The organism is Actinomyces ihuae (genome assembly GCF_001457875.1).
GTDB classification, from domain to species: Bacteria; Actinomycetota; Actinomycetes; order Actinomycetales; family Actinomycetaceae; genus Pauljensenia; species Pauljensenia radingae_A.
This window is the reverse complement of the sequence record NZ_CZPX01000005.1, coordinates 1051066-1073188: the sequence shown is the minus strand read 5'-3', so window position 1 is coordinate 1073188 and position 22123 is coordinate 1051066. Positions and strand designations below refer to the sequence as shown.

The window sequence follows — 22123 nt, the reverse complement described above, 5'->3', positions numbered from 1 at the left end:
ATTCATAGGGAGGCTTTTTCTGATGGCAACAACGAAACTCATTTTGACCCACGATGTCGACAAGCTCGGTTCAGCCGGTGACGTTGTCGAGGTGAGAAGCGGTTACGCTCGCAACTACCTGGTTCCTCGCGGCCTTGCCACTGCATGGTCCAAGGGTGCTCAGCGCCAGATTGACGACATGGCTCGTGCTCGCCGCAAGCGCGAAATCGCGTCCGTCGACGATGCCCGCGTCGTGCGCGATCAGCTCCAGGAAGTCAAGTTCGTGACTGTTTCCGGCAAGACCGGTTCCAACGATCGACTCTTTGGCGCCGTTTCAAGTGCCGACATCGCTCAGGCCGTTCAGGATCAGATCGGCCAGACGATTGATCGCCGCAAGATCGTCATCCCTGCTCCGATCAAGACGCTGGGAGACTACACCGTCAAGGTCAACCTGCACTCTGAGGTGTCTGCAAACCTGCATGTCCGCGTCATCGCTGAGTGACAGTGACACACCACCGAGTGTGATCCCGGCGTTCCGATGAGTACTCCGTTTCTGTAAGGAGGCTCCGGGACGCCGGGCACATTCATACCGGGCCGCACCCGCGCAGTGGATTTTTTCCACACTGTGGGTGCGGCTCGATTTTCATGCAGTCGGATAGCCAACCGGCTAGGCCCACGTGCCCACCAGCGCCAGACGTCTAGGAGGATTGAGAGCCGCCCGTATCGTGGTCGTCATCGTGACCCTGACCAGGCTGGCTGGGCTGAGTCGGTTCAGCTGGTTCGGGTTGTGTGGGCTGAGTCGGTTCAGCTGGTTCGGGTTGTGTGGGCTGAGTCGGCTGGGTGGGCTGGACCGACTGAGGTTGTGTCGGCGTTGGTGGAGTGTTCTGTTGAACTGGGTTCGGTTCGGTGTACCACGAGTAGTCACCGTTAGGCAGGTCAGCAGTTGCAGCCTCCATGAATTTCACCCACACGTCAGCTGGCCAGTCGCCTCCGTGGAACTGATACAGGCCGCCGATGTTATCCAGCGAAACCGGGTTGCCGGCCTCGTCGGACTGATACATCGAGACACTGGCGACAAGGCCCGGAACCATTCCAACAAACTGTGCGGACTTCTGATCATCAGACGTACCGGACTTACCGGCCGCTTCACGTCCCAGAACTGCCGCCTTCTCACCGGTGCCACCCGGCTCCATCACTGCCTTGAGCGCCGGCATAATCGCGCTGACCGTCTCTGCATCAAAGACCTTTTCCGACTCAAGCTGCGCGCTGTAGACCTTGTTGCCGACAGAGTCACGCACCTCTCGCAGGATATGCGGGTTCATCCGTGTCCCGCCGTTGGCGATAGTGGCATACGCATGGGTGAGGTCAATGTTGTGCGTTGATGCCACACCCAACGTGTTGAGCAGCGTCGCATCGAGCCCGTTCGTGTCTTCAGGGATTCCCAGCTTCACGGCTGTGTCCACTGTCGCCTGCGGACCGACTTTCTCATTCAACGTCACAAAAGCCGTGTTGATTGAATAGGACGTTGCCTTAATCAACGACACATTACCCCACGAGGTGTTCCCCACGTTCGACACTGGTTCAGCCAGGCCGTCAAATGAGCGCGGTGAACTGCCATCAACCTGATCGTAGACACTGCCGCCCTGATCGGCATACGCCAGCAAGGTAAACGGCTTGAAGGTTGAACCGGCCTGTGCAATGTCATCAGTGACCGCATTACGTTGAACTTTTTGATAGTCACTGCCCGCAAACTCAGCGACGATCTCCCCCGTTGCAGGGTCAATGGCAGACAGCGCCACGTGCATGGAATCAGGGTTCCATCCCTCGACCTCGTTCATCATCTGGGCCGCATTGATTGCGGCTTCCTGACGAGCCTTGTCGATAGTGGTGATGATCGACAGGCCACCCGAATCGATCTGCTCATCAGTGAACGCACCTGTCTCGGCCAGCTCGCGACGCACCTGCTGCAGGAGGTAGCCGGTCGTCCCGGTCATTGACGAGGTCGTCTCCTGGAAATCAATGGTCTGCGGGAATTGCTGCTGATTTGCTTCCGCCTGGTCGATCCACCCGTCCTGCACCATCAGTGAGATGACTCGTTCCCACCGTGAGTGCGCCATATCAGGATCTTCTGCAGGATCCCACGCCGATGGTGCCGGGATGATCCCTGCCAGCAGCGCGGATTCTGACAGGGTCAGTTCTGATGCCGGATGTCCGAAAAAGACTTTCGAGGCTTCTTCGATGCCGTAGGCTCCCCGGCCGAAATAGATAGTATTGAGGTAGTTGCCCAGCACTTCGTCCTTGGTTTGCTCACGGTTGATCTTCACCGCCAGGACCGCTTCCTTGACCTTGCCTTTCAGCGAAGTAGTCTCACCCATGTAGTAGCGCTCCACGTACTGCTGGGTGAGCGTGGAGCCACCTTGTCGCGGCAGTCCTCTCAGATTATTGACGAGGGCACGCGCAATGCCTTTCAGATCTATTCCGGAGTTGGAATAGAAAGTGCGGTCTTCGGAGGCAACAACGGCCTGCCCCACATAGTCCGGCAATGTGGACGTGTCGATGATGGAGCGATTGATCTCAGAGAACTTCCCCATCTCGGAGGTGCCGTCCGCGTAATACACGGTGCTGGTCTGAGCCAAGGCCACCTGGTCGGCCTTGGGAATATCCAACGTGGCGTACAGGAACAGGAAGGATGCCAGTCCGGCAATAATGACGCCGAGGACGCTGAACACGAAGGCAAGGCCGATGCGTTTACCCCATGACCGCCTTTTGCGCCCATTCGCTGTGCGTCCACTGGTCTTGCGTGAGTTCGACCGGCTGGTTTCGCCTTTCCGCCCACCGGCATTGCCTGCCGCAGCGGAGCCAGCCTGCCTGGAAGTCCCGGGCGACGAGTTGGAAGCGGATGACCGATGGGTTCCTTCATGTCGCGCTGCGCGCTTGGGGAATGCCGGATCGGGACGCATCGCCCCTCGCGATGTGCCGTGCGATGAGCGGGACGAGTGACGCCCGTTCTTGGCCTCATCCGGATTCATCCTGCCGTTTTTCGACACGCGTTCACCTTTCGTTACAGGCACCGTCTCTATGAGCCTTGCCCTTCAGCGTAAGCATGTCGACGGTGATCGCGCCATGAACCGCGCCACTATTCCCCTCGTTTCACATGGAAATCCCAGCTTTTCCATGAAGGGAATCACACCTGGGTATGGTCCGAGCCTAGTCCCACTGTTCTTCAGGCTTGCCCTCGTCAGCCCACCGCGTGTGGAATGTTCCCTCGCGATCGACGCGCCGGTAGGTGTGCGCGCCGAAGAAATCACGCTGACCCTGAATCAGTGCTGCCGGCAGTCGGTCGGCACGCACCGTGTCGAAGTAGGCCAGGCACGACGAGAACACGGGGGTAGGAATGCCGTGCGTCGCTGCCAATGCCACAATCTTGCGCAGTGACGGGATGCATTCCTCGATCCGGGAGGCGAAGGGTTCGGCTGCCATGAGCAGAGGCAGATCGGGATCCTCGTCGTACGCCTGCCCAATGTCGGACAGGAACGTGGCACGAATGATGCATCCTGCGCGCCAGATCCGCGCCACAGAACCCTTGTCAATCGTCCAGTTGTAGGCGTGTGCCCCCTGAGCGATCTCATCGAATCCCTGTGAGTAGGCGATGATCTTGGAGGCGAACAGGGCGCGTCGTACGTCCTCAACAAAGGAGTCATGATCGGCCTGTTCCACCTTCAGTTCCTGGGCGTGGCCCTCCATGTGTTGTGCGGCTTCACGCTGCGTGGTCTGCGAGGATGCGCCGCGCGCAAAGGTTGCTTCAGCAATGGCGGTGACGGGAACTGCCAGGTCCAGCGCTGTTTGCACGGTCCACTTGCCGGTGCCTTTCTGCGATGCCTGGTCCACGATCATATCCACCAGCGGCTCACCTGTGCTTGCATCCTTGTGGCGCAGCACCTGCGCCGTGATCTCGATGAGGTACGAATTCAGCTCGCCCGCATTCCATTCGTCGAAAATGTCCGCCAGTTCGGACGGTGTAGCACCCATGCCGCGGCGCAGCACGTCGTAGGCCTCCGCGATGACCTGCATATCTGCGTATTCGATGCCGTTGTGTACCATCTTGACGAAGTGACCCGCGCCGTCAGCACCCACGTGCGTACAGCACGGCTCGCCGTCCACATGGGCGGAAATCGTTTCAAACATCGGGCCAAGGCGCTTGTAGGACTCTTCGGTTCCACCCGGCATGATGGACGGCCCCCACAGAGCACCTTCCTCACCGCCTGAAACGCCAGCACCGACAAAGTGCATCCCACGCTCACGCACCCACTTTTCACGGCGAATCGTGTCAGTGAACAGGGAGTTTCCACAGTCCACGATAATGTCACCCTCGTCCATGTGGTCCGCAAGCTGTTCGATGACCCAGTCAGTGGCCTCACCTGCCTGCACCATAATGATGGCCACGCGCGGCTTTTCGAGCGATTTCACGAAGTCTTCGGTGGTTTCCGAGGGAATGAAGATGCCCTCGGATCCGTCGCCATGTTGGTCCATGAGGCGCAGCGTGCGACCGGGTGAACGATTCGTCACCGCAGTGCGATACCCGTTGCGTGCGAGGTTACGCGCAAGATTCGACCCCATCACGCCCATTCCATACACGCCAATATCAGCACTTGCCGTTTCAGGTGAAGTAATCGTCATCGTGAGCTTCTTTCATCCTTTGTCGTGGCGCGAGGGCGTCCGATCCACGCTATGACGCCCTTCACATTGAGTGTACAGTCCGGCCACTGTTTTACGGTGCGAACGCCGTGCCTTGGGCGGCCGGCGGGTGTTTCAGTCCCTGGCACCCTGCTCGGTCCACCAGCGCAGTAGTTCCTCACGTGCCGCGTCCTGACCCATCGGGCCGTTCTCCATGCGCAGGTCCAGCAGGTGCTGGCGTGCTCGACCCACATCGCGGCCAGGTGGAATGTTGAGGATTTCCATGATCTGACTGCCATCCAGATCCGGCCGGATCGCATCGAGTTCTTCCTGTTCACGTAGTTGAGCGATGCGTGCTTCCAGATCGTCATAAGCGGCCGACAAGTGCATCGCTTTCCGGCGGTTGCGCGTCGTGCAGTCAGCTCGAGTGAGGCGGTGCAGGCGCTCCAACTGGTCACCAGCATCAGCAACGTAGCGGCGCACAGCCGAATCAGTCCAGGCCTGTTCGCCATAACCGTGGAAACGCAGATGCAGCGCCACCAGATGCGTCACCGCATCAACTGTGTGTCTGTCAAAGGTCAAGGCCTTGAGGCGTTTGCGCGTCAGTTTCGCGCCGACAATCTCGTGATGGTGGAACGACACGGTGCCGTCTTTTTCAAAGCGCCGCGTGGCAGGCTTGCCCACATCGTGCATGATCGCGGCCAGCCGCAAAATCAGGTCCGGTGCCGGCACAGCGCCATCGAGCCCGGTTTCCAGGTCCATCGCCTGATCGAGCACGGTCAGCGTGTGCTCGTACACGTCCTTGTGGCGACGGTGTTCGTCGCGCGTATCGACCAGTGCGTCCAGCTCCGGAATGACAACAGCTGCCACGCCGGTGTGCACCATGAGTTCGATGCCGCGCCGCGGGTACGGGCTGACCATCAGGCGTTCAAATTCGGCCCGGATCCGTTCGTTGGACACAATCGACAGCCGTGAGGCCATCGACTCCATCGCATCCATCACATCCATGTCGACGTCGATGCCCAGTTGGGCGGCAAAACGCGCCGCACGCATGATGCGCAGCGGGTCGTCGTCGAATGATTGTTGAGCGGTGACAGGTGTGCGCAGGCGTCCGTCGGCCAGATCGTCAAGACCGTGGTGAGGGTCCACAAGTGCCATCGTCGGCAGCCGCATCGCCATGGCGTTGACAGTGAAGTCTCTGCGCGTCAGGTCTCCCTCGAGCGTGTCTCCGAATGTGACGTCAGGCTTGCGTGAGCCGATGTCATACTCGTCGCACCTGTATGTGGTGATTTCCACAACGATGTGATCTTTGCGTGCTCCGATCGTGCCGAACTTCTTGCCGATGTCCCACACGGCGTCGGCCCACTTGCTGAGCAGCTCCTCGGTTTCGTCGGGGCGTGCCGATGTTGCGAAGTCGAAGTCATGCGGCGTCACGCCGAGGAACGCGTCGCGCACAGGTCCGCCCACCAGCGCAATTTCCTGGCCAGCGTCGTCAAAAAGGTGCGCCATTTCCAGTACTTGCGCAGGTAGATGGCTGAATGTGCGTTGAGCGTTGACCAGCAAAGCTGGCACGTCCTGAGATCCGACACCCTCGAGTGCGCGTGTCTTCACACCGTGTCCTTTCAGTTGCTGGCGGTCAGCGTGGGAACCGTGCTTGTGCGTATCCATTACGTACTAGAGTGCCACGTTTTCAGGCCTCGAAAAACCTCAGGAGCCGCGACGCAGGAATGTCACGTCACCCGCCATCGCTCCAAGACTAATAGAGTGGAACTATGTCAGCCCGTCGTTATGAGCGCCGTGTGGGGACACCTCGTCCCCCACGCCACCATGCCTCGATACGGGCGTATCACTCTGCCAGTTCCCGCCTGCCGATTGTGGGAGAAACATCGGCGGGCGGCCTCGTTATCGATGTTGTCAACGGTACCCCTTACGCGGCGATCATTGCGCGACGTAACCGGGCCGGCCGCATCGAATGGTGCCTGCCGAAAGGCCACCTGGAGGGACGCGAAACCGCTCAGGAAGCCGCATTGCGCGAAGTTGCGGAAGAGACGGGGATTACCGGACGGATCATTCGTCACCTCGCGTCGATCGACTACTGGTTTTCCTCTCCTGATCGGCGTGTTCACAAGGTGGTGCACCACTTCCTCATGGGCTACGTGTCGGGATCGATCACCGTGGAAATGGACCCTGATCACGAAGCTGAAGACGCGTCGTGGGTATCCTTGCAGCAGCTGATGCGCCAACTCGCCTATCCGAACGAGCGTCGTATCGTCAGAATCGCATTGGATCTTTTGTACCGGGACGTGTGATGAAGAGCCGCGCACGCGTTTTCTCCACGGTCGTCACTGCCATTGTGACTGCCGCGTGCCTGTGCGCGCCCGCGGGTGCCTCGAGCATGCCACTAACTGACACCAGTGCGCGTGTTGCTTCTTTTACTTCCACGTCCGAGGGTGACCCGTCCGGTATTCACACCACGCGCCCCAGCGTGCTCGGTGAAGCCGATGAGGGCGGCAATCTGCAGGTGTCGATCACGTCGATCACACCCACTGTCCTTGATGACACGTCAACGCTCACCGTGTCGGGCACATTGACGAACCTTTCGGGTGCACAGGCCACCTCGTCAACTGTGCTGCGCCTGTTCATGTCCGTCCATTCAGCGGTCGCGGCACCTGACCTGAGCGCATACTTTTCGGGCCACACTGATGCCGGCATCCCGGTAGCCGAACGCACCATCGACAGGCAGCTTGGCCCGCGTCAGAAAGTGGGTTTCACCTTGTCGGTTCCCGCCGAGGAGCTGCCGCTGGATGACAGTTTTGAGTGGGGGCCGCGCGGTATTTGCGTCCAGGCGCAGGCCACCACTGATGAGGGTGATATAGACGGTGAGGACCGCTCCGTGGTCGTGTGGGATTCTTACTATGAGCGTCAGCAGACACCCATATCGGTGCTGGTTCCTTTCACGTCGACTCAGGCATTTGGCTCCACGGAGCAGTGGAAAGCTCTCAGTGAACTTGCCCGCACACCAGGCGTGACACTGGCTGTTGATCCTGAAGCGTTGACCAGTTTTGTGCGCACCGGCATTCTTGACGCCGACGGGCGGCTGCGCTCACCGACTGCGACCGCTGACCAGGCTCAATCTGCCGGGACAAGCGCCCAGCCGCAGTCGACTGCTCCGACCAGCCAGTCCCAATCCACTGCCCGTTCCGATTCTGATTCGGCCTCCCCGGCGCAATCCGGTAAAAGCAGCCAACCTGAAGGCACTCAGTCCGGCAGCGCGAACGGCACGGCGGCAGATGCAGGCTCTCAATCCGGCGATCAGCCTCAAAGCGGAAGCGCCGGTCCAGCAGAGATGACTCCGTTTCCTCATTGGCCTTCACCCAGGTACCCCACACCGTCATGGTGGCATTCACCGGCAACTTCCGCGTTTGTCTCGCGCGCACTGGACACCCTCGTCGGATCGGGGGGGCAGGTTGTTGCCCTGCCCAGCATGGATGCAGACCCCGCTCGGCTGCAAGAGCTAGGCGATGAGCGTCTGACCGAACTGGCGCGTGAGTCGATGAGCGTTTTCGGCACGCTGTCCACGCCCGAGCAGGTCGTCAATCAGGCCGGTCAGGCAGATTCGACCACATCACGCACTGGTTCAGCTCAGTCAGTCAGCGTCATCGGATCAGTGCTGTGGCCACGCTCATCGACTTTCGGGCTGTCCATGCTGCCGGAGTCAACTGGCCGCACGATCATTGCACCCGCCGGTGAAGTCGCGCCTCCCGAGGACGCCTCTTTCACATCCGTGACACGCGTCGAAGTCGATGCTGATGATGGTCACACCCACACGGAGGGCGCATCTGATTCGACTCGCACGGTGCTGACCTCGACTCGTGAGCTCACGGAGTTGCTGGCGTGGGATGCGCCTACAGACAGCGATGAGCTGGATGCGCGTCAGGCAGCCCAGGCAATGGGTGCTCTGATCACGCGTCAGCTTCCCAATATCGCCCGACCTCAGCTCGTGACCGTGGCGCGCAACACCGCCGTCAACTCCGAACTGGTATCACGTATCCGCTCCCTGACACAGTCGGACTGGATGGCACCGCGTTCCTTCGCCGAGATTGCAACGTCAGAGCCCACCGATACCGAGCGTGAAGACGTACATCCCACACCTGAGGTCCCTGACCATTGGGAGCACACACTGCACACGCTGAACGAAGTACGCGCTCAGGTTGCAGCCTTGGCGACCGCACTCGACGAACCCCACCAGCTGACGAGCGTCGTCAACATGGCGATGCTCAACGCCGTCAGTGCAGGACACGACGATGATCACGCCATTGAGGCGGCGAAGAACCTGCAGGGAGCGATCAGCGAGCTGTACTCACTGGTCCATGCCGAACCATCAGCGACGATCAATGTCATTAACAAGACGGCTGCGTTCCCTGTGCGCGTGACGAATAAGCTACCGTGGACAATCACCGTCACCGCAACGCTGAAACCTGACGATGCGCGTCTTCGTGCGACACCCAGCGCCGCTCAGCCCCTCGAGGCGAACTCCACTGGTAACGTCGAAGTTCCAGTTCAGGCCATCGGATCGGGGAATATCGACGTCACCTACATTGTGGCCACACCGCGTGGCACCATACTCGATAGCTCTCAGTCCGTCATGGTACGTTTGCGCGCACAGTGGGAGGATATTGGGACGTGGTCAATCGCGGGGCTGGTTGCAGTGGCGTTCTGCGTCGGTTTGATTCGCAATGTGCGCTCGCAGTGGCGATCACGCGACCCGTTAGTGTCGTCGCGACGCAAGCACACACACTCAGATGATGGAGACACACCATGAACCAGTCACACGATGCATCTGATTCGCGTGCCCCCAGGCAGACGTCCCTGCTGAAGTCGTCAGCCATCATGGCGTCAGGCACCCTGGTCTCCCGCATCCTCGGATTCGTGCGAACCGCGCTGCTGATCATCGCGATCGGTGAAGGTGCCGGCTCCGTGTCAGCGACCTTCCAGGTGGCCAACACGCTGCCCAACACGGTCTACAACATTCTGGCGGCAGGTGTCATCGACGCTGTCCTCGTTCCGCAGATCGTGCGCGCACTGAAGTCGCGTTCTGGGGATCGTTACGTCTCGCGCCTCCTCACGCTGGCCGGACTGATCCTATTCGGCGTCACCATCGTGATGATGGTGGGCTCGCCGCTCCTGGTGACATTGTTCGCCTCCAGTTACGAGGGTCCCGCCCGCGCACTGACCATCACCTTCACATTGCTGTGTTTGCCGCAGATTTTCTTCTATGGGGTGTACAACCTGCTGGGCGAATTGCTGAACGCGCGCGGCATGTTCGGTCCCTATATGTGGGCGCCGGTGCTCAACAATGTCATCGCCATCCTGGGTCTGAGCATCTTCCTGATCTTGTGGGGCCCTCACCACGGTGTCTTCCCGATTGAAGAATTCACCTCTTCTCAGTTCTGGGTGCTGGCCGGATCGGCCACGCTCGGCGTGATCCTCCAGGCATTGATCTTGCTGATACCGCTGCGTCACGCTGACGTGAAGCTGCGCATCGACTGGCATTTCAAGGGCACGTCCTTCAAGTCCGCCTCACGCGTGGCCGGCTGGACGTTCGCCACGCTCGGCGTGAGCCAGATCGGCATTATTTCAACGACGAACCTGGCTACGCAGGCTGACCACTGGGCCACTCTGCATGACGCGTCCATTGCCGGTTACGTGGCCTACACGGCAGCGTTCATGGTGTACATGGTTCCTCAGTCATTGATCTCCGTGTCGCTGGCGACCGCGATCTTCACTCGGATGGCCAATGCGGTCACCGAAAATGATCACCGGGAGGTCGCGCGGAATTTCCACACAGGCGTCAATGTCATCACCTTGTTGACGCTGCTGGCTGCAGCCATTTTGATCGCGGCAGCTGTGCCGGTCATGCAGCTGGTGTTGCCGATGGCCTCGCCGGAGAATGTGCGCGCCTACGCGGCAGTGTTGATCGCCCTGATGCCGGGCGTTGCTTCGACCGGCATGGTGCTGATGAGCCAACGCGTCTTCTTCGCCTACGAGGATGCCAAACCTGTTTTCCTGATGGGAATCGTCCCGACGATCATTCAGATCATCGTCGGATGGTCAGTTTTCTTCCTGGCAGGACCCGGCTGGTGGACGATCGGGGCCAGCGCAGCTGAAACGGTGTGCCGACTCCTCCAGGGCTTTATCGCCGTCTTCTGGGTTGCGCGAAAGATTCGCTACGTCAACCCGGGTCTGATTGTCGCCAGCTATATCAAATACTTCACTGCCGCCGGTGTGGGGGGTCTGGCCGGTGGTGTGGCTATCTGGCTGATGGGGGCGTCCACCCCGATCGATCAGTGGGTGGCGCGTTGGCTGGTCGCAGCTGTGAAAGCCGTGGTGGTCGCCCTCGTCGTCACCATCGTGTTCGCATTGATGATGCGTCTGCTTGATCCTGCCTCCACCAGTGATGCTGTGCGCAAGGTGAACCGACGACTACCCGTACCAGCGTTGATCCGCAAGGTGTTCGTCGTTGAAGGAGCGGGCGCCTCCACCGCCTCTTTTGCTTCACACGCACGTACCACCGTGCCGCAAGCCCCCGACGCTGAGCGCGACGAGTCGGATTCAGCTGCCGCAGATCGCGCGCAGCCGACAGCAGATTCTGGTGAGCAGCAAAGCACGCAGGCCGACGCGGTGGTGGACGGGTCCTCGCACGATACCGATTCGCAACGCACGCAGATTCACTTCTTTGACTGGTCAAAGTTCCTGGGTCGCGAGCAGGCTGAGGTTGGTCAGGAACTCACCGACGCGCAATACGACACCACTCTTCATGCTGACCCGTTCCCCGCTGACGCTCATCACAGTGATGACCCGGCCCAGGTGGAAGAAGATGCACAGATCCCCTCGAGCATTCTGCAAAGAGGGTTTTCACCTTCAGATCCGACGAACACGGGTGAGATGCCGGTGGTCAGCAGGTGGGGTGCCGCGGCGCCGGAGCCGGATGCTCAAGACGGCCTCGCCTCGGCGGTGACGCCCGACGAAGAGACTCCACACTTAGTACAATCCCAAGCGAACGACCTGCGCGCCTCTGAACCGACGCCAGCTCACACACCTAAGGAGCATCCCGTGCCCTACCCACCCGAACCTGATGAGAACGACGAACTCGATCAGTTTGGCTCTCATGAACATGGCGCTCATCAGCCCGCGCGTCCCAGCTTCGATGAGATTGCGTTCGGCAGGCTCACCGATCATGCCTCCTCGGGTCACGAGTCGAGTGATCACTCCGTGCCGCCGGCAGCTGCCGCTTCAGGTGGCATAGGTGCGGCCGGCGCTCCAGGTACAGCCGGCACAGCAAGTACGACGGGAACAACCGAGGCTGCGGGAGCTGCGTCTGAGACCGGGCAATCTGCAGCAACCGAACAGCCCACAGCAACCGAGCAGCCCGAGCCGGCCTCGAACGCATCTTCGACGACAAGCCGCGCCCTCACCACGCGCATCAATCCTACGATTCCGACCGTGATTTTTGCGGCGATCCTGGTCATCGGTGGCGGGCTGTGGGGTGTCAAGACCATGCTCGCACCTGTATCCGGCGAAGGCTTCTCATTCAGTCCTACCCACAACGAGCAGGAATCCGGCCAATCTGCAGAACAGTCAGGATCCGGCCAGTCAGGATCCGATCAACCTGTCGAACCGGAAATCATCCGTCCGCAGGTCACCTCCGTGGACGCTTTGTCGTGGCGTAACGACAATGGCGACAACCCGGACCAGGCGATCTACGCCATCGACGGGAAACTGGACACCGCATGGAGGTCGCGTTCCTTCGACTACAACCAGTTCCCGCCCGATGAGATCGTCTCACTCAAACTGAACCTGCAGGAAAAGGCCACCGTGTCCAAGGTGACTGTCCACATGGCTCCGGGCACTACCGGGGGCGAGCTGGTCCTCACCTCCGTCGACCCGTCAGTTGACGTCACCGCTGCACGTCACGGCACGGAGCTGGCAACCACGGCAATGAGTCCGACAACTGACATCACATTACCGGAGCCTGTTGAGACCCAGGGCCTCGTGTTAATGTTCCGCTACATGCCCTCGTCTGACGAAGGTAGCAACCAGGCGTGGGTCTATGAAGTCACTGTGGAATGACAAGGTGCATCATGACTGATTTTTCCGTCTCCTCTATCCCCTCTATCAACGCAATCAGCCTGGGCGACAGTCAGGCGGACGATGCAACGGCCCCTCAAACCGCCGACCAGGCCACCGAGGCTACACAGTCTCACACCGACGGCACCGTTCATGACGTCATCATCGTCGGATCAGGCCCCGCCGGATACACGGCAGCTGTCTATACCGGGCGCGCCGGCCTGAAGCCCATCGTCATCGCAGGTGAACTGGACGCAGGTGGCGCCCTGATGAACACGACGGACGTGGAGAACTTCCCCGGTTTCCCTGAGGGTATCCTCGGGCCCGAACTCATGGAGAATATGCGTGCCCAGGCCGAACGCTTCGGTGCCGATATTCGTTTCGAGGATGCCCGCAGCGTCAGCCTCGAGGGCGACGTCAAGACCGTGACACTCGATGACGAGACACTGCAGGCTCGCACCGTGATCCTCGCGACTGGCAGCGAATACCGCCACATGAACGTGCCAGGTGAAGATGAGCTTTCCGGCCACGGCGTCAGCTACTGCGCCACCTGCGACGGCTTTTTCTTTAAGGACAAGGACCTGGCGGTCATCGGTGGCGGCGACTCTGCAATGGAAGAAGCAACCTTCCTGACTCGTTTCGCAAAGTCCGTCACGATCGTTCACCGTCGCGACGAACTGCGCGCCTCCAAAGTGATGGCAGACCGCGCCAAGGCTGACCCGAAGATTTCCTTCGCGTGGAACTCGACAGTAGCCTGCGTCGAGGGCGACACCGAGGTGGAAGGCCTCGTTTTGCGTTCCACCGTTGACGACTCTGAGACCACCTTGCCCGTCCAGGGCGTGTTCGTTGCGATCGGACACCTGCCACGCACCGACATCGTGCGCGGCCAGATTGACCTGGATGAAGCCGGTTACATTACCGTGAACGAGCCGTCGACCCACACATCACTGCCTGGCGTATTCGCCTGCGGTGACGCAGTGGACCACATGTATCGTCAGGCCATTACGGCAGCGGGATCAGGGTGCCGAGCCGCCCTCGACGCTGAACGGTACCTGGCAACACTGTGAAGCGTGTCGACCTGCGTGAACTCGACACGCTCCTTTCCGACGACCGCATCGTTTTCATTGCATGCCTGGCCCACTGGAGTCCCGAATCGCGCATGGTTGAGCCGGTTTTCGACGAACTTGCATGTGAATTCGCTGCAGATGTCACGGTTGTGGCTGTCGATACCGACGCCCCGCAGTTCGTCACCTTTGCGAAACGATGGCATGTGACGTGGGTTCCCAGCGCCGTCCTGATCAATCCGTATGACGACGAGCAGCCCACCCGCACGTGGGATGGTGCGCAACCGAAAACCGAGTTGCGTCACGGACTGGACAGTGCTTGCGCGATGAAACATCGGCGCGCTAGTGTGACCTGATTCATCATATGTCGCCTCACGAGTGTCACCGTTACTGACCGTGTGTGAAGTGGTGGCACACTGGTGATAGAACGTGTGATCAGCACTTGCGTAGCACAATGGAAGGAAATCGTTGTGAGCCAGATGCCCGGCCGGGAAGCCGCTCAGCATGGAAACCGTCTCGACCCATGGTTTGACCATTATGCCGAGCGAGCTCACAACCTGCGCGCCTCTGAAATCCGCGCGTTGTTCTCGGTAGTGTCGCGCCCCGAAGTTGTCTCACTGGCTGGCGGCATGCCCAACCTGAAGGACCTGCCTATTGAGCGCCTGGCTGACTCGGCGCGCGACTTGATCGCACGCAACGGCTCGGTCGCCATGCAATACGGCTCCGGTCAAGGCTGGGAACCGCTGCGCGAACAGATCTGCGACGTCATGTCCTATGACGGCATCGCCGGTGCCGACCCCGATGACGTTGTCATCACCACCGGTTCGCAGCAGGCCCTGGACCTTGTTTCCGAATTGTTCATTGACGAGGGTGACGTTGTCATCGCGGAGTCGCCGTCATATGTGGGAGCCCTTGGTGTGTTTCGTGCGCGTCAGGCCGATGTGGTGCACGTCGACATGGATGCCGATGGCATCATTCCGCAGGCGTTGGAGGATATGATCCACTCTCTGCGTAAGTCTGGAAAGACGATTAAGTTCCTGTATACGATTCCGAACTTCCATAACCCAGCGGGCGTGACGCTGAGTGAGGAACGCCGACCGCACATCGTTGAGATCTGCCAGCGTGAACACGTGCTGATCGTGGAAGATAACCCCTACGGACTGCTCGGCTTCGGGTCAGATCCGCTTCCCGCATTGAAGTCCTACGCACCGGAAGGCGTGGTCTACCTGGGATCGTTTTCCAAGATGTTTGCACCGGGCTTCAGGATCGGATGGGCCTACGCACCCCACGCAATCCGCGACAAACTGGTCCTGGCCAGCGAGTCAGCGATCCTGTGCCCCTCGATGGTGGGTCAGATGGCGATCGGCGGGTACCTGGTTGATTACGACTGGTACAGCCAGGTCAAAACCTTCCGTTCCATGTATCACGAGCGTTGCGACGCAATGATGAAGGCGTTGGCTGAGTACATGCCGGACTGCACGTGGACACATCCTGAGGGCGGCTTCTACACGTGGGTCACGCTGCCCGACGGCCTGAACGCCAAGGCGATGCTGCCGCGCGCGGTGCGAGCCCAGGTCGCTTACGTGGCCGGAACTGCCTTCTACTATGATGGGCGTGGTACCAATCACATGCGATTATCGTTCTGCTACCCCACTCCCGAGGAAATTCGCGAGGGTGTGCGACGTCTGTCCACTGTGGTCAACGCTGAGAAGGAGCTGGTGGACATGTTCGGTGTCGGGTCGGTCCCTGCGAACGCGCACATCGATGTCGAGCCCACACTGCCGACTTCAGATAACTGAATAGGTCCGTGAACCTGCCTGAGCGCACTGTTCACACCACTCACGTTCTTTGACAGATATTGCCACGACTACCTCAGGAGGTATCGACGCTATGACTCGTCAGACAGATCACCCACAGCGGGTCTTGATCATTGCAGGTGGACTTACCCACGAGCGCGACGTGTCCGTGCGGTCGGGCCGCCGCGTGGCATCCACCTTGCATCACCTGGGCCACAAGGTATGCGTGTGCGACCTGGACAGTGAATTGCTGACAGGTATCAAGGATTTTCAGCCCGATGTGATCTGGCCGCTGATTCACGGCTCCCTGGGCGAGGACGGATCCTTGCAGGGCTTGCTTGAAAACCTTGATATTCCCTTCGTCGGGTCGAACTCGGCTCAGGCCATGATGGCGACCAATAAGCCCACAGCCAAGAGCCTGGTTGGTTCATCGGGTTTGAACACTCCCGGATGGGTGACACTCCCTCAGCAACTTTTCCGCCAGGTTGGCGCCTCCGGTGTGCTGGATTCACTGGATCAGACAATGCACTACCCGGCGATCGTGAAGCCGGCTGATGGTGGATCGGCCCTGGGTCTGTCGAAAGTGACCTCGGCTGAGGAGCTGCGGCTGGCGCTGGTTGACGCCTTTGCCTATGGTGAGCGCGTCATGATCGAGAATTTCGTGGAAGGCACCGAAGTTGCCGTCTCTGTTCTTGACCTGGAGAACGGGCCTACGGCCTTGCCGCCTATTGAGATCGTCACCGATGATGGGCGTTACGACTACGATGCCCGCTACACCACGGACAGCACGGAATACTTCGTGCCCGCTCGTCTTGATCAGGAGGTTCTCGATCATGCGCAGGAAACAGCATTGGAGATCCACGCTTTGCTGGGATTGCGTCACCTCTCCCGCATTGACGTGATCGTTGATCCTGCTGGAACTGTGTGGTTCATCGATGCGAATGTGGCACCCGGAATGACAGACACGTCGTTGTTCCCTCAGGCTGCAGATGCGCAGGATTCATTCAGCGCGGTGTGCGACCGCATCGTGCATTTCGTGGCCTCAGATCTGTGAGGTTGTGGTCGAGCGTGCTTTCCGAAGGCGCCCTCGTCACTTCAGCGCTTCAGCGAGTGTCTGCAGCTCGTGTCAGCTCGCTGCGACGCATTCGTCGAGCAGGTTGAGGTTGACCAGCGCCTCACGCGCGGTGGCTGGGTCGGTCCACTGAATGGTGTGCATTCCTGCCAGTGTGGCGGCGCGAATATTGGGCTGTCGATCGTCAATGAAGAGAATGTTGTCCGCTGGCACCCCTGAACGGGCGATTGCTTCTTTATAAATGCGTTGTGCCGGCTTGCACACGCCCAGCGGAGCGGAGAATGTGAAGTGGTCGAAGGCCTCAGCCCAGGACAGTTGCGGGAAGCGGTCGGCAATCGCGTGCGGCGCGTTGGACAGGATCCCCAGGTTCATTCCGCGGGCTTTCAGTTCGCATACGAGTTCGAGGGCGTCCGGGTCAGGCAGGTCGAAGCGTGTAATGTCTTCCTGGACGAGAGCGGCGATCGTGGCATCGCTGAGTTCACCCAATCCGCAATCTCCTGCGACGTGGTCCCAGAATTCACGGTCTGAACAGCCAGCATCGTAGGCATCACGGTGGAACCAGATGGAATGATCAACCAGCTTGACGGTGTCTGACGGGGTGGTATCCATATTCATGACCTGAGCCATCTTCGCCGCATCAGGTCGGTGTGTGACAAGCACACCACCAATGTCGAACAATACGGTGCTGATCAGGCACTGCGCATTCCCCATTGCTGCTTAATCTCCTATTGGACCGGTGGACGGACTCACCGCTGGTTGCGCTGGTAGCGTTTCCGGCAGCTCACCCGTATTCGTATCGCTGCTCTGATTGTCTCCGTTTTTCAGATGTAATGGGATAGTTTGTGATCATTCACACCGGCTTCACGAATAGTATCGATCACAGTCTGCGGCGCACGGCCGGTGAAGTCACGGGTGCATTCCTCGGCGCCTTGCGCCACCGCATCACATCATCACAGTGTGACAGCGTCATGGCACCATGCCTCTAGCGCATAGCATGACAGCGCGACACCCATATCACCTCTAGTGGTCTAGTCCTCAGGACTCATTAACCCATCCTGAGACGCTTGTTGACAATAAATGTCGGCATCACGATCGCGCACGTGCGGCCCTGTCTATATCTGCGTACGCGTTACCTGGCCTGTGCGAGCAGGACTGCTGCGATGCGTTCCAGGTCCTGTGCGCCGGCAAACTCAATGACGATCTTGCCTTTGGTGCTGCCTTCGTTCACCGTTACACGGGTATCGCACAAATCAGACAGTTCCGCTGCCACGTGGCGCCCCAACTCAGAGAGCTGCTGAGGTTTGAGGATGCGTTGTACCCGTGCAGGCTTAGGCTTGTTGAGCCGAGCGATTTCTTCCGTCGTCCTCACCGAGAGCCCTTCTGCTACGATTCGGTCAGCCAACAGCTCCATTTCATCTGGTGTTGACAAAGAGAGCAGGGCTCGTGCGTGGCCAGCAGAGATCACGCCCGAAGCAACTTTTCGCTGCACGGCGGGTGGGAGTTTGAGCAATCGCAAGGTGTTGGCAATCTGCGGACGCGATCGTGCAATGCGCCTTGACAGCTCTTCCTGCGTTGCTCCAAAGTCCTCCATCAGCTGAGCATAGGCCGAGGCTTCTTCAAGTGGATTGAGCTGGGCGCGGTGGAGGTTTTCCAGCAGGGCATCTCGCAGAAGGTCTTCATCTTGGGTCCTTCGGATAATGGCGGGAATGGTGTCGACCTCAGCGATTTCAGAGGCGCGCAGACGTCGCTCTCCCATGATGAGTTCATAGCGCGCTTCCGGCTTTTCCTCGATGTATTCACGCAATGTGTCAGGCGTATCAGACGTGATTTCGATGGGTCGAATGACAATCGGCTGCAGCACCCCGACTTCTCGAATCGAAGCGGCCAGTTCGTTGAGGTCATCTTCGTCAAAAACGCTCCGAGGCTGACGGGTATTCGGCACAATCCACTGAGTTGGAATCTCAGCAAAGGTCGCACCGGGAACTTCGACCAGGTCAGACTTCGCGTCACCAGTACCTGCGTGACCAGCGTCTGATCTCGGCACTGCTTCTGCGTTATTTGATCCCGAGTTTTCTTTCGGCGCGTGATCTCCGTCAGGTCCTGGCGAATCGGCGGCCGACGGCGATGTTTCACGTGAAACATTCGCAGGTGTTCCTTCAAGGACCTCAGCAAAGAGCCGTGACCTCGACTGACCTTTACGAGGTGACGCACCCTCACCTTTTCGCGACACTGCGCCGTCATCCGATTGTGATTTGCGGGCTGCACCTTTTCTTGTTCCAGCAGATGTTCCACGATTCTTTCTCGTTGAATCCTTGTGGGCGCGTTCAGAACCCAAGTTGCGGGACTGATTGGATGCAAATGCGTCCGACGACTCTGACACAACGGTTGTTGAATTCCCCGTACCTTCTGACTCGGGCGTGGTCGTGCCCTTCCGGGTGTGTGCTGTCCGACGTGACGAGCGCGGAGACAACAAATCTCGTTGTGACCCTCCACGAACTCGAGCATGGCTACCCGTATGCTCTGGAAATAAGACATCAAGCGGCCGCGACACCGAATGTGGATTTTCGCTCTGAGAATCTGGAATCAGTGCCGCCAATCCACGTCCCAGTCCTCCGTGCCGACGAGTCGATTTTCCTGAATCGGACGATTGATGTGCAGTGTCTTTCTTCCTGGCCATCGTTCCCAGCGCTTCACTTTCTTCGGTCGTATCGATGCTTTCGATTCTACAGTTCTCTGAGCGCCAACGAATGTTTCACGTGAAACATTGCTGTGAGCACATTCGATTGCAACCTTGTCCACTTTCCAAACAAAGGGCGCTCGATATCACGAGTTGCAGGAGTCCCTATCCACCATCATGTCGGGTACAAATCGCACCTGGTCATCTAACTTGACCGGGCTTTTGTCATCACTGACCAAACGGGCCTCTTCGTGAATGTTTCACGTGAAACATTTCCTGCATTCGCATACAACCTGACCGACTCACAGGCCCGCCACCCGCACAGACACTGGAACTGTAATTATCCTTCACAGGTCACGGCCACGCAAAATGACGCGATCAGTTACTTCTGTGCCCATCGCTGCGTCAACTCAAGCGCCGCCTTGCGGTACGCAATCGCACCGGTCGATCGCGGATCATAGGTTACTGCGGTCTGCGAGTAACTCGGCGCCTCGGAAATGCGAACGGATCGTGGGATGACGGTTGTCAGCGTGATGTCCCCAAAGTGTTCGCGCACTTCAGCTGCAACCTCTTCGCTCAACTTAGTACGCTTATCGACCATCGTCAGCACAATCGTCGAGATCCTCAACCGCGGATTGAGTTCAGATCGAATCCGTTCGATCGTTGACCATAGCTGGGTCAAACCTTCCAGCGCGTAATATTCGGTCTGAATCGGAATCATGACCTCGTCGGCACACACCAGTGCATTGAGCGTTACCAATCCGAGCGACGGGGGGCAGTCAATCAGGATGACATCCACGTCACGGTTCACTGACAAGAACTCCGAAACCGCATCGGACAGCAAGAATGCACGACGCGGCAAATCCACCATTTCAATTTCAGCACCCGACAAGTCAATGGTCGATGGGCACACCCGCAAGCCTTCCACATCAGGGCAGTCCTGAATCACGCCTGCCAACGATGCTCCCTCAACCATCACGTCATAGATTGACGGGGTGCCCACGCCATGTTCTGCACCCAACGCCGTCGACGCATTTCCCTGGGCATCAGCATCAATGACCACAACATTCAACCCGCCAAGAGCCAGAGCTGCAGCAAAGTTGACGGCGGACGTCGTCTTTCCAACGCCACCCTTCTGGTTGGCAACGGTCATGACCACAGGGCGCTCTGGCCGCGTGAAGACCGCATGCTCGAGCATACGAAGATCAGCATAGTTCTGCTGAAGACGCCGCGATAGGGGAGCGTCACCTTGCGTCAATTCGCTCATCTCAGCCTGCCTTCTTCTTGTCTACTCTGTCAGCCGCTGGTTCCGAGGTCACACATCGCGACGGGCAACGACCACATAGGTCGATTCATCTTCCATCACCGACGGTACTTCATGAACCTCAGCGAGGAGATGATGACGCTTCAATTCGTTGCGTGCGTCCTCAACTTCGAGCGCAGCACGACGACCTTTCAACGCCACCAACTGACCATGAGGAGCAATCAGCTTGGACGTCATTCGCACAAGCTTCGACATTTTCGCCACTGCACGAGCCGTCACCACATCAGCACGACCCTTACCGCGCAGATCTTCCGCGCGAGCCTGGTGGATTGTCACATTGTCCAAACCCAGCTCATCGATTGCGTCCGCCAACCATTCACACCGACGCTCCATCGGCTCTGCCAAGTGAACGTCAAGTGATGGTTGACAAATGGCAATAACTAGGCCAGGAAATCCCGCGCCTGAACCCACATCAAGCACCTGTCCACGCTTAGGCAGAAAATCCAATACCGCAGCTGAATTCACAATGTGGCGCGACCACAATCGTCCGGCTTCACGCGGTCCGATCAAGCCGCGCATCTCTCCCTCGTCAAGCAGCATGTCGACCAGGTGCTCCAATGCCGAGAAACTGGTACCGAAATACTCGCGCACAGCTTCGGTGGGCTCTTCGGGGATCACCAGGTCAGCGTCGCCGGTGCCGTCAGGTACACTACCGGCCGCAGGCGCCACATTCTCACTCATCGTCGCGCTCAGCAAGTTCCGAGGTTGCCTCGGCTACATCAGAAGCCGGAGCAACAAAGTCGCCTTCCTGCAATTCCTCCAGAGCGCGCACCTCGTTAACAGATTCGTCATCGCTGTCTGAATCCTCGAAGTGCGCGTCGTCATCAACGTCGTCGCTCTCATCGTCACGCGGATCGGAGATCACGACATAGCGATGTGGATCTGCGCCTTCCGATTCGGAGTGCAGGCCAGCCTCGGCCACCACGTCGTGACACACCTTGCGCTCAAACGGGTTCATCGGTTCAAGCTTTTGCGGCTCACCCGTCGCATTCAGGCGGTTAATGGCCTCTTGTGTCAGCTCACGAAGCTGGACGCGGCGATCGGCACGGAAGCCCGCGATGTCCAGCATCAAGCGTGAGCGTTCGCCCAGCTCGGTTTGTACTGCCAGGCGCGTGAGTTCCTGCAGGGCGTCGAGAACTTCACCGTCCTCACCGACCAGGTTTTCCAGACCAGTCGCGTCGTCAGCCACGATTTCCACCGACGCGCGACCGTTTTCAACGTCGATCTCAATGTCACCGTCAAGATCGGCAATATCGAGCAGTTCCTCCAGGTAATCTGCCGCGACTTCGCCTTCTTCTTCCAGACGTGACAACGTTTCGTCTTTCTTCTCACTCATTGAGATGTCCTTCCGTGGGGCTCCACTTGTTCAGGTGCGGGGGATCGGCGGTGAGTGTCACTGTCGCTGTGTGT

General features: G+C 59.0%; 16 protein-coding genes. 8 read left to right on the top strand and 8 right to left on the bottom strand.

Translation table 11 applies throughout. The annotated features are described in order from the left end of the window. Window positions 1–22 precede the first annotated feature (22 nt). Entirely contained in the window at window positions 23–481 is a 459-nt protein-coding gene (gene rplI / locus BN3002_RS09335; protein ID WP_058237599.1) for a 50S ribosomal protein L9, read from the top strand. A gap of 196 nt (window positions 482–677) precedes the next feature. Here rplI and BN3002_RS09330 read toward each other — a convergent pair whose 3' ends face one another. The 3 genes from BN3002_RS09330 to BN3002_RS09320 all read right to left on the bottom strand — a co-directional run bounded on the left by BN3002_RS09330 (window position 678) and on the right by BN3002_RS09320 (window position 6213). Next, entirely contained in the window at window positions 678–3050 is a 2373-nt protein-coding gene (locus tag BN3002_RS09330) for a transglycosylase domain-containing protein (protein WP_307781423.1), read from the bottom strand. Between the two features lie 136 nt (window positions 3051–3186). Further along, entirely contained in the window at window positions 3187–4656 is a 1470-nt protein-coding gene (gene gnd / locus BN3002_RS09325) for an NADP-dependent phosphogluconate dehydrogenase (protein WP_058237597.1), read from the bottom strand. Between the two features lie 132 nt (window positions 4657–4788). Further along, window positions 4789–6213: a CCA tRNA nucleotidyltransferase gene (locus BN3002_RS09320; RefSeq protein WP_082628699.1), complete on the bottom strand. Its 1425-nt coding sequence runs from the start codon at window positions 6211–6213 to the stop codon at window positions 4789–4791. Window positions 6214–6425: 212 nt separating this feature from the next. Here BN3002_RS09320 and BN3002_RS09315 point away from each other — a divergent pair, with 212 nt between their 5' ends. The 7 genes from BN3002_RS09315 to BN3002_RS09285 all read left to right on the top strand — a co-directional run bounded on the left by BN3002_RS09315 (window position 6426) and on the right by BN3002_RS09285 (window position 16694). Continuing rightward, window positions 6426–6962, top strand: coding sequence for an NUDIX hydrolase (locus BN3002_RS09315; protein WP_082628632.1), 537 nt, complete (start codon window positions 6426–6428; stop codon window positions 6960–6962). Further along, the gene (locus BN3002_RS09310) at window positions 6962–9475 is read left to right on the top strand and encodes a DUF6049 family protein (RefSeq protein ID WP_058237596.1); all 2514 of its coding nucleotides are present in this window, start codon (window positions 6962–6964) and stop codon (window positions 9473–9475) included. The genes BN3002_RS09315 and BN3002_RS09310 overlap by 1 nt, the downstream gene beginning before the upstream one ends. Next, on the top strand, window positions 9472–12783 hold the full coding sequence (gene murJ / locus BN3002_RS11340) for a murein biosynthesis integral membrane protein MurJ (protein ID WP_074026228.1): 3312 nt from the start codon (window positions 9472–9474) through the stop codon (window positions 12781–12783). Before BN3002_RS09310 ends, murJ begins: the two co-directional genes overlap by 4 nt. 11 nt (window positions 12784–12794) lie before the next feature. Beyond that, window positions 12795–13847 (top strand): thioredoxin-disulfide reductase, encoded by a 1053-nt coding sequence (trxB, locus tag BN3002_RS09300; RefSeq protein WP_058237937.1) that lies wholly within the window; start codon window positions 12795–12797, stop codon window positions 13845–13847. Then, window positions 13844–14200 (top strand): thioredoxin family protein, encoded by a 357-nt coding sequence (locus BN3002_RS09295; protein WP_058237595.1) that lies wholly within the window; start codon window positions 13844–13846, stop codon window positions 14198–14200. Before trxB ends, BN3002_RS09295 begins: the two co-directional genes overlap by 4 nt. Window positions 14201–14323: 123 nt before the next feature. After that, window positions 14324–15643: an aminotransferase-like domain-containing protein gene (locus BN3002_RS09290; RefSeq protein WP_058237936.1), complete on the top strand. Its 1320-nt coding sequence runs from the start codon at window positions 14324–14326 to the stop codon at window positions 15641–15643. Between the two features lie 91 nt (window positions 15644–15734). After that, complete coding sequence (locus tag BN3002_RS09285; protein ID WP_058237594.1) at window positions 15735–16694, top strand: D-alanine--D-alanine ligase family protein; 960 nt, start codon at window positions 15735–15737, stop codon at window positions 16692–16694. 72 nt (window positions 16695–16766) lie between these two features. Here BN3002_RS09285 and BN3002_RS09280 read toward each other — a convergent pair whose 3' ends face one another. From BN3002_RS09280 to BN3002_RS09255, 5 genes are all read right to left on the bottom strand, one after another. Next, window positions 16767–17423, bottom strand: coding sequence for an HAD family hydrolase (locus BN3002_RS09280; protein WP_058237593.1), 657 nt, complete (start codon window positions 17421–17423; stop codon window positions 16767–16769). Window positions 17424–17841: 418 nt separating this feature from the next. Beyond that, entirely contained in the window at window positions 17842–18756 is a 915-nt protein-coding gene (locus tag BN3002_RS11505) for a ParB/RepB/Spo0J family partition protein (protein ID WP_371935778.1), read from the bottom strand. A 1015-nt stretch (window positions 18757–19771) separates the two neighbouring features. After that, the gene (locus BN3002_RS09265; RefSeq protein ID WP_058237591.1) at window positions 19772–20656 is read right to left on the bottom strand and encodes a ParA family protein; all 885 of its coding nucleotides are present in this window, start codon (window positions 20654–20656) and stop codon (window positions 19772–19774) included. A 48-nt stretch (window positions 20657–20704) separates the two neighbouring features. Beyond that, window positions 20705–21394 (bottom strand): 16S rRNA (guanine(527)-N(7))-methyltransferase RsmG, encoded by a 690-nt coding sequence (gene rsmG / locus BN3002_RS09260; RefSeq protein WP_058237590.1) that lies wholly within the window; start codon window positions 21392–21394, stop codon window positions 20705–20707. Next, the gene (locus tag BN3002_RS09255; RefSeq protein WP_082628630.1) at window positions 21387–22049 is read right to left on the bottom strand and encodes a Jag family protein; all 663 of its coding nucleotides are present in this window, start codon (window positions 22047–22049) and stop codon (window positions 21387–21389) included. The genes rsmG and BN3002_RS09255 overlap by 8 nt, the downstream gene beginning before the upstream one ends. Window positions 22050–22123 lie beyond the last annotated feature (74 nt).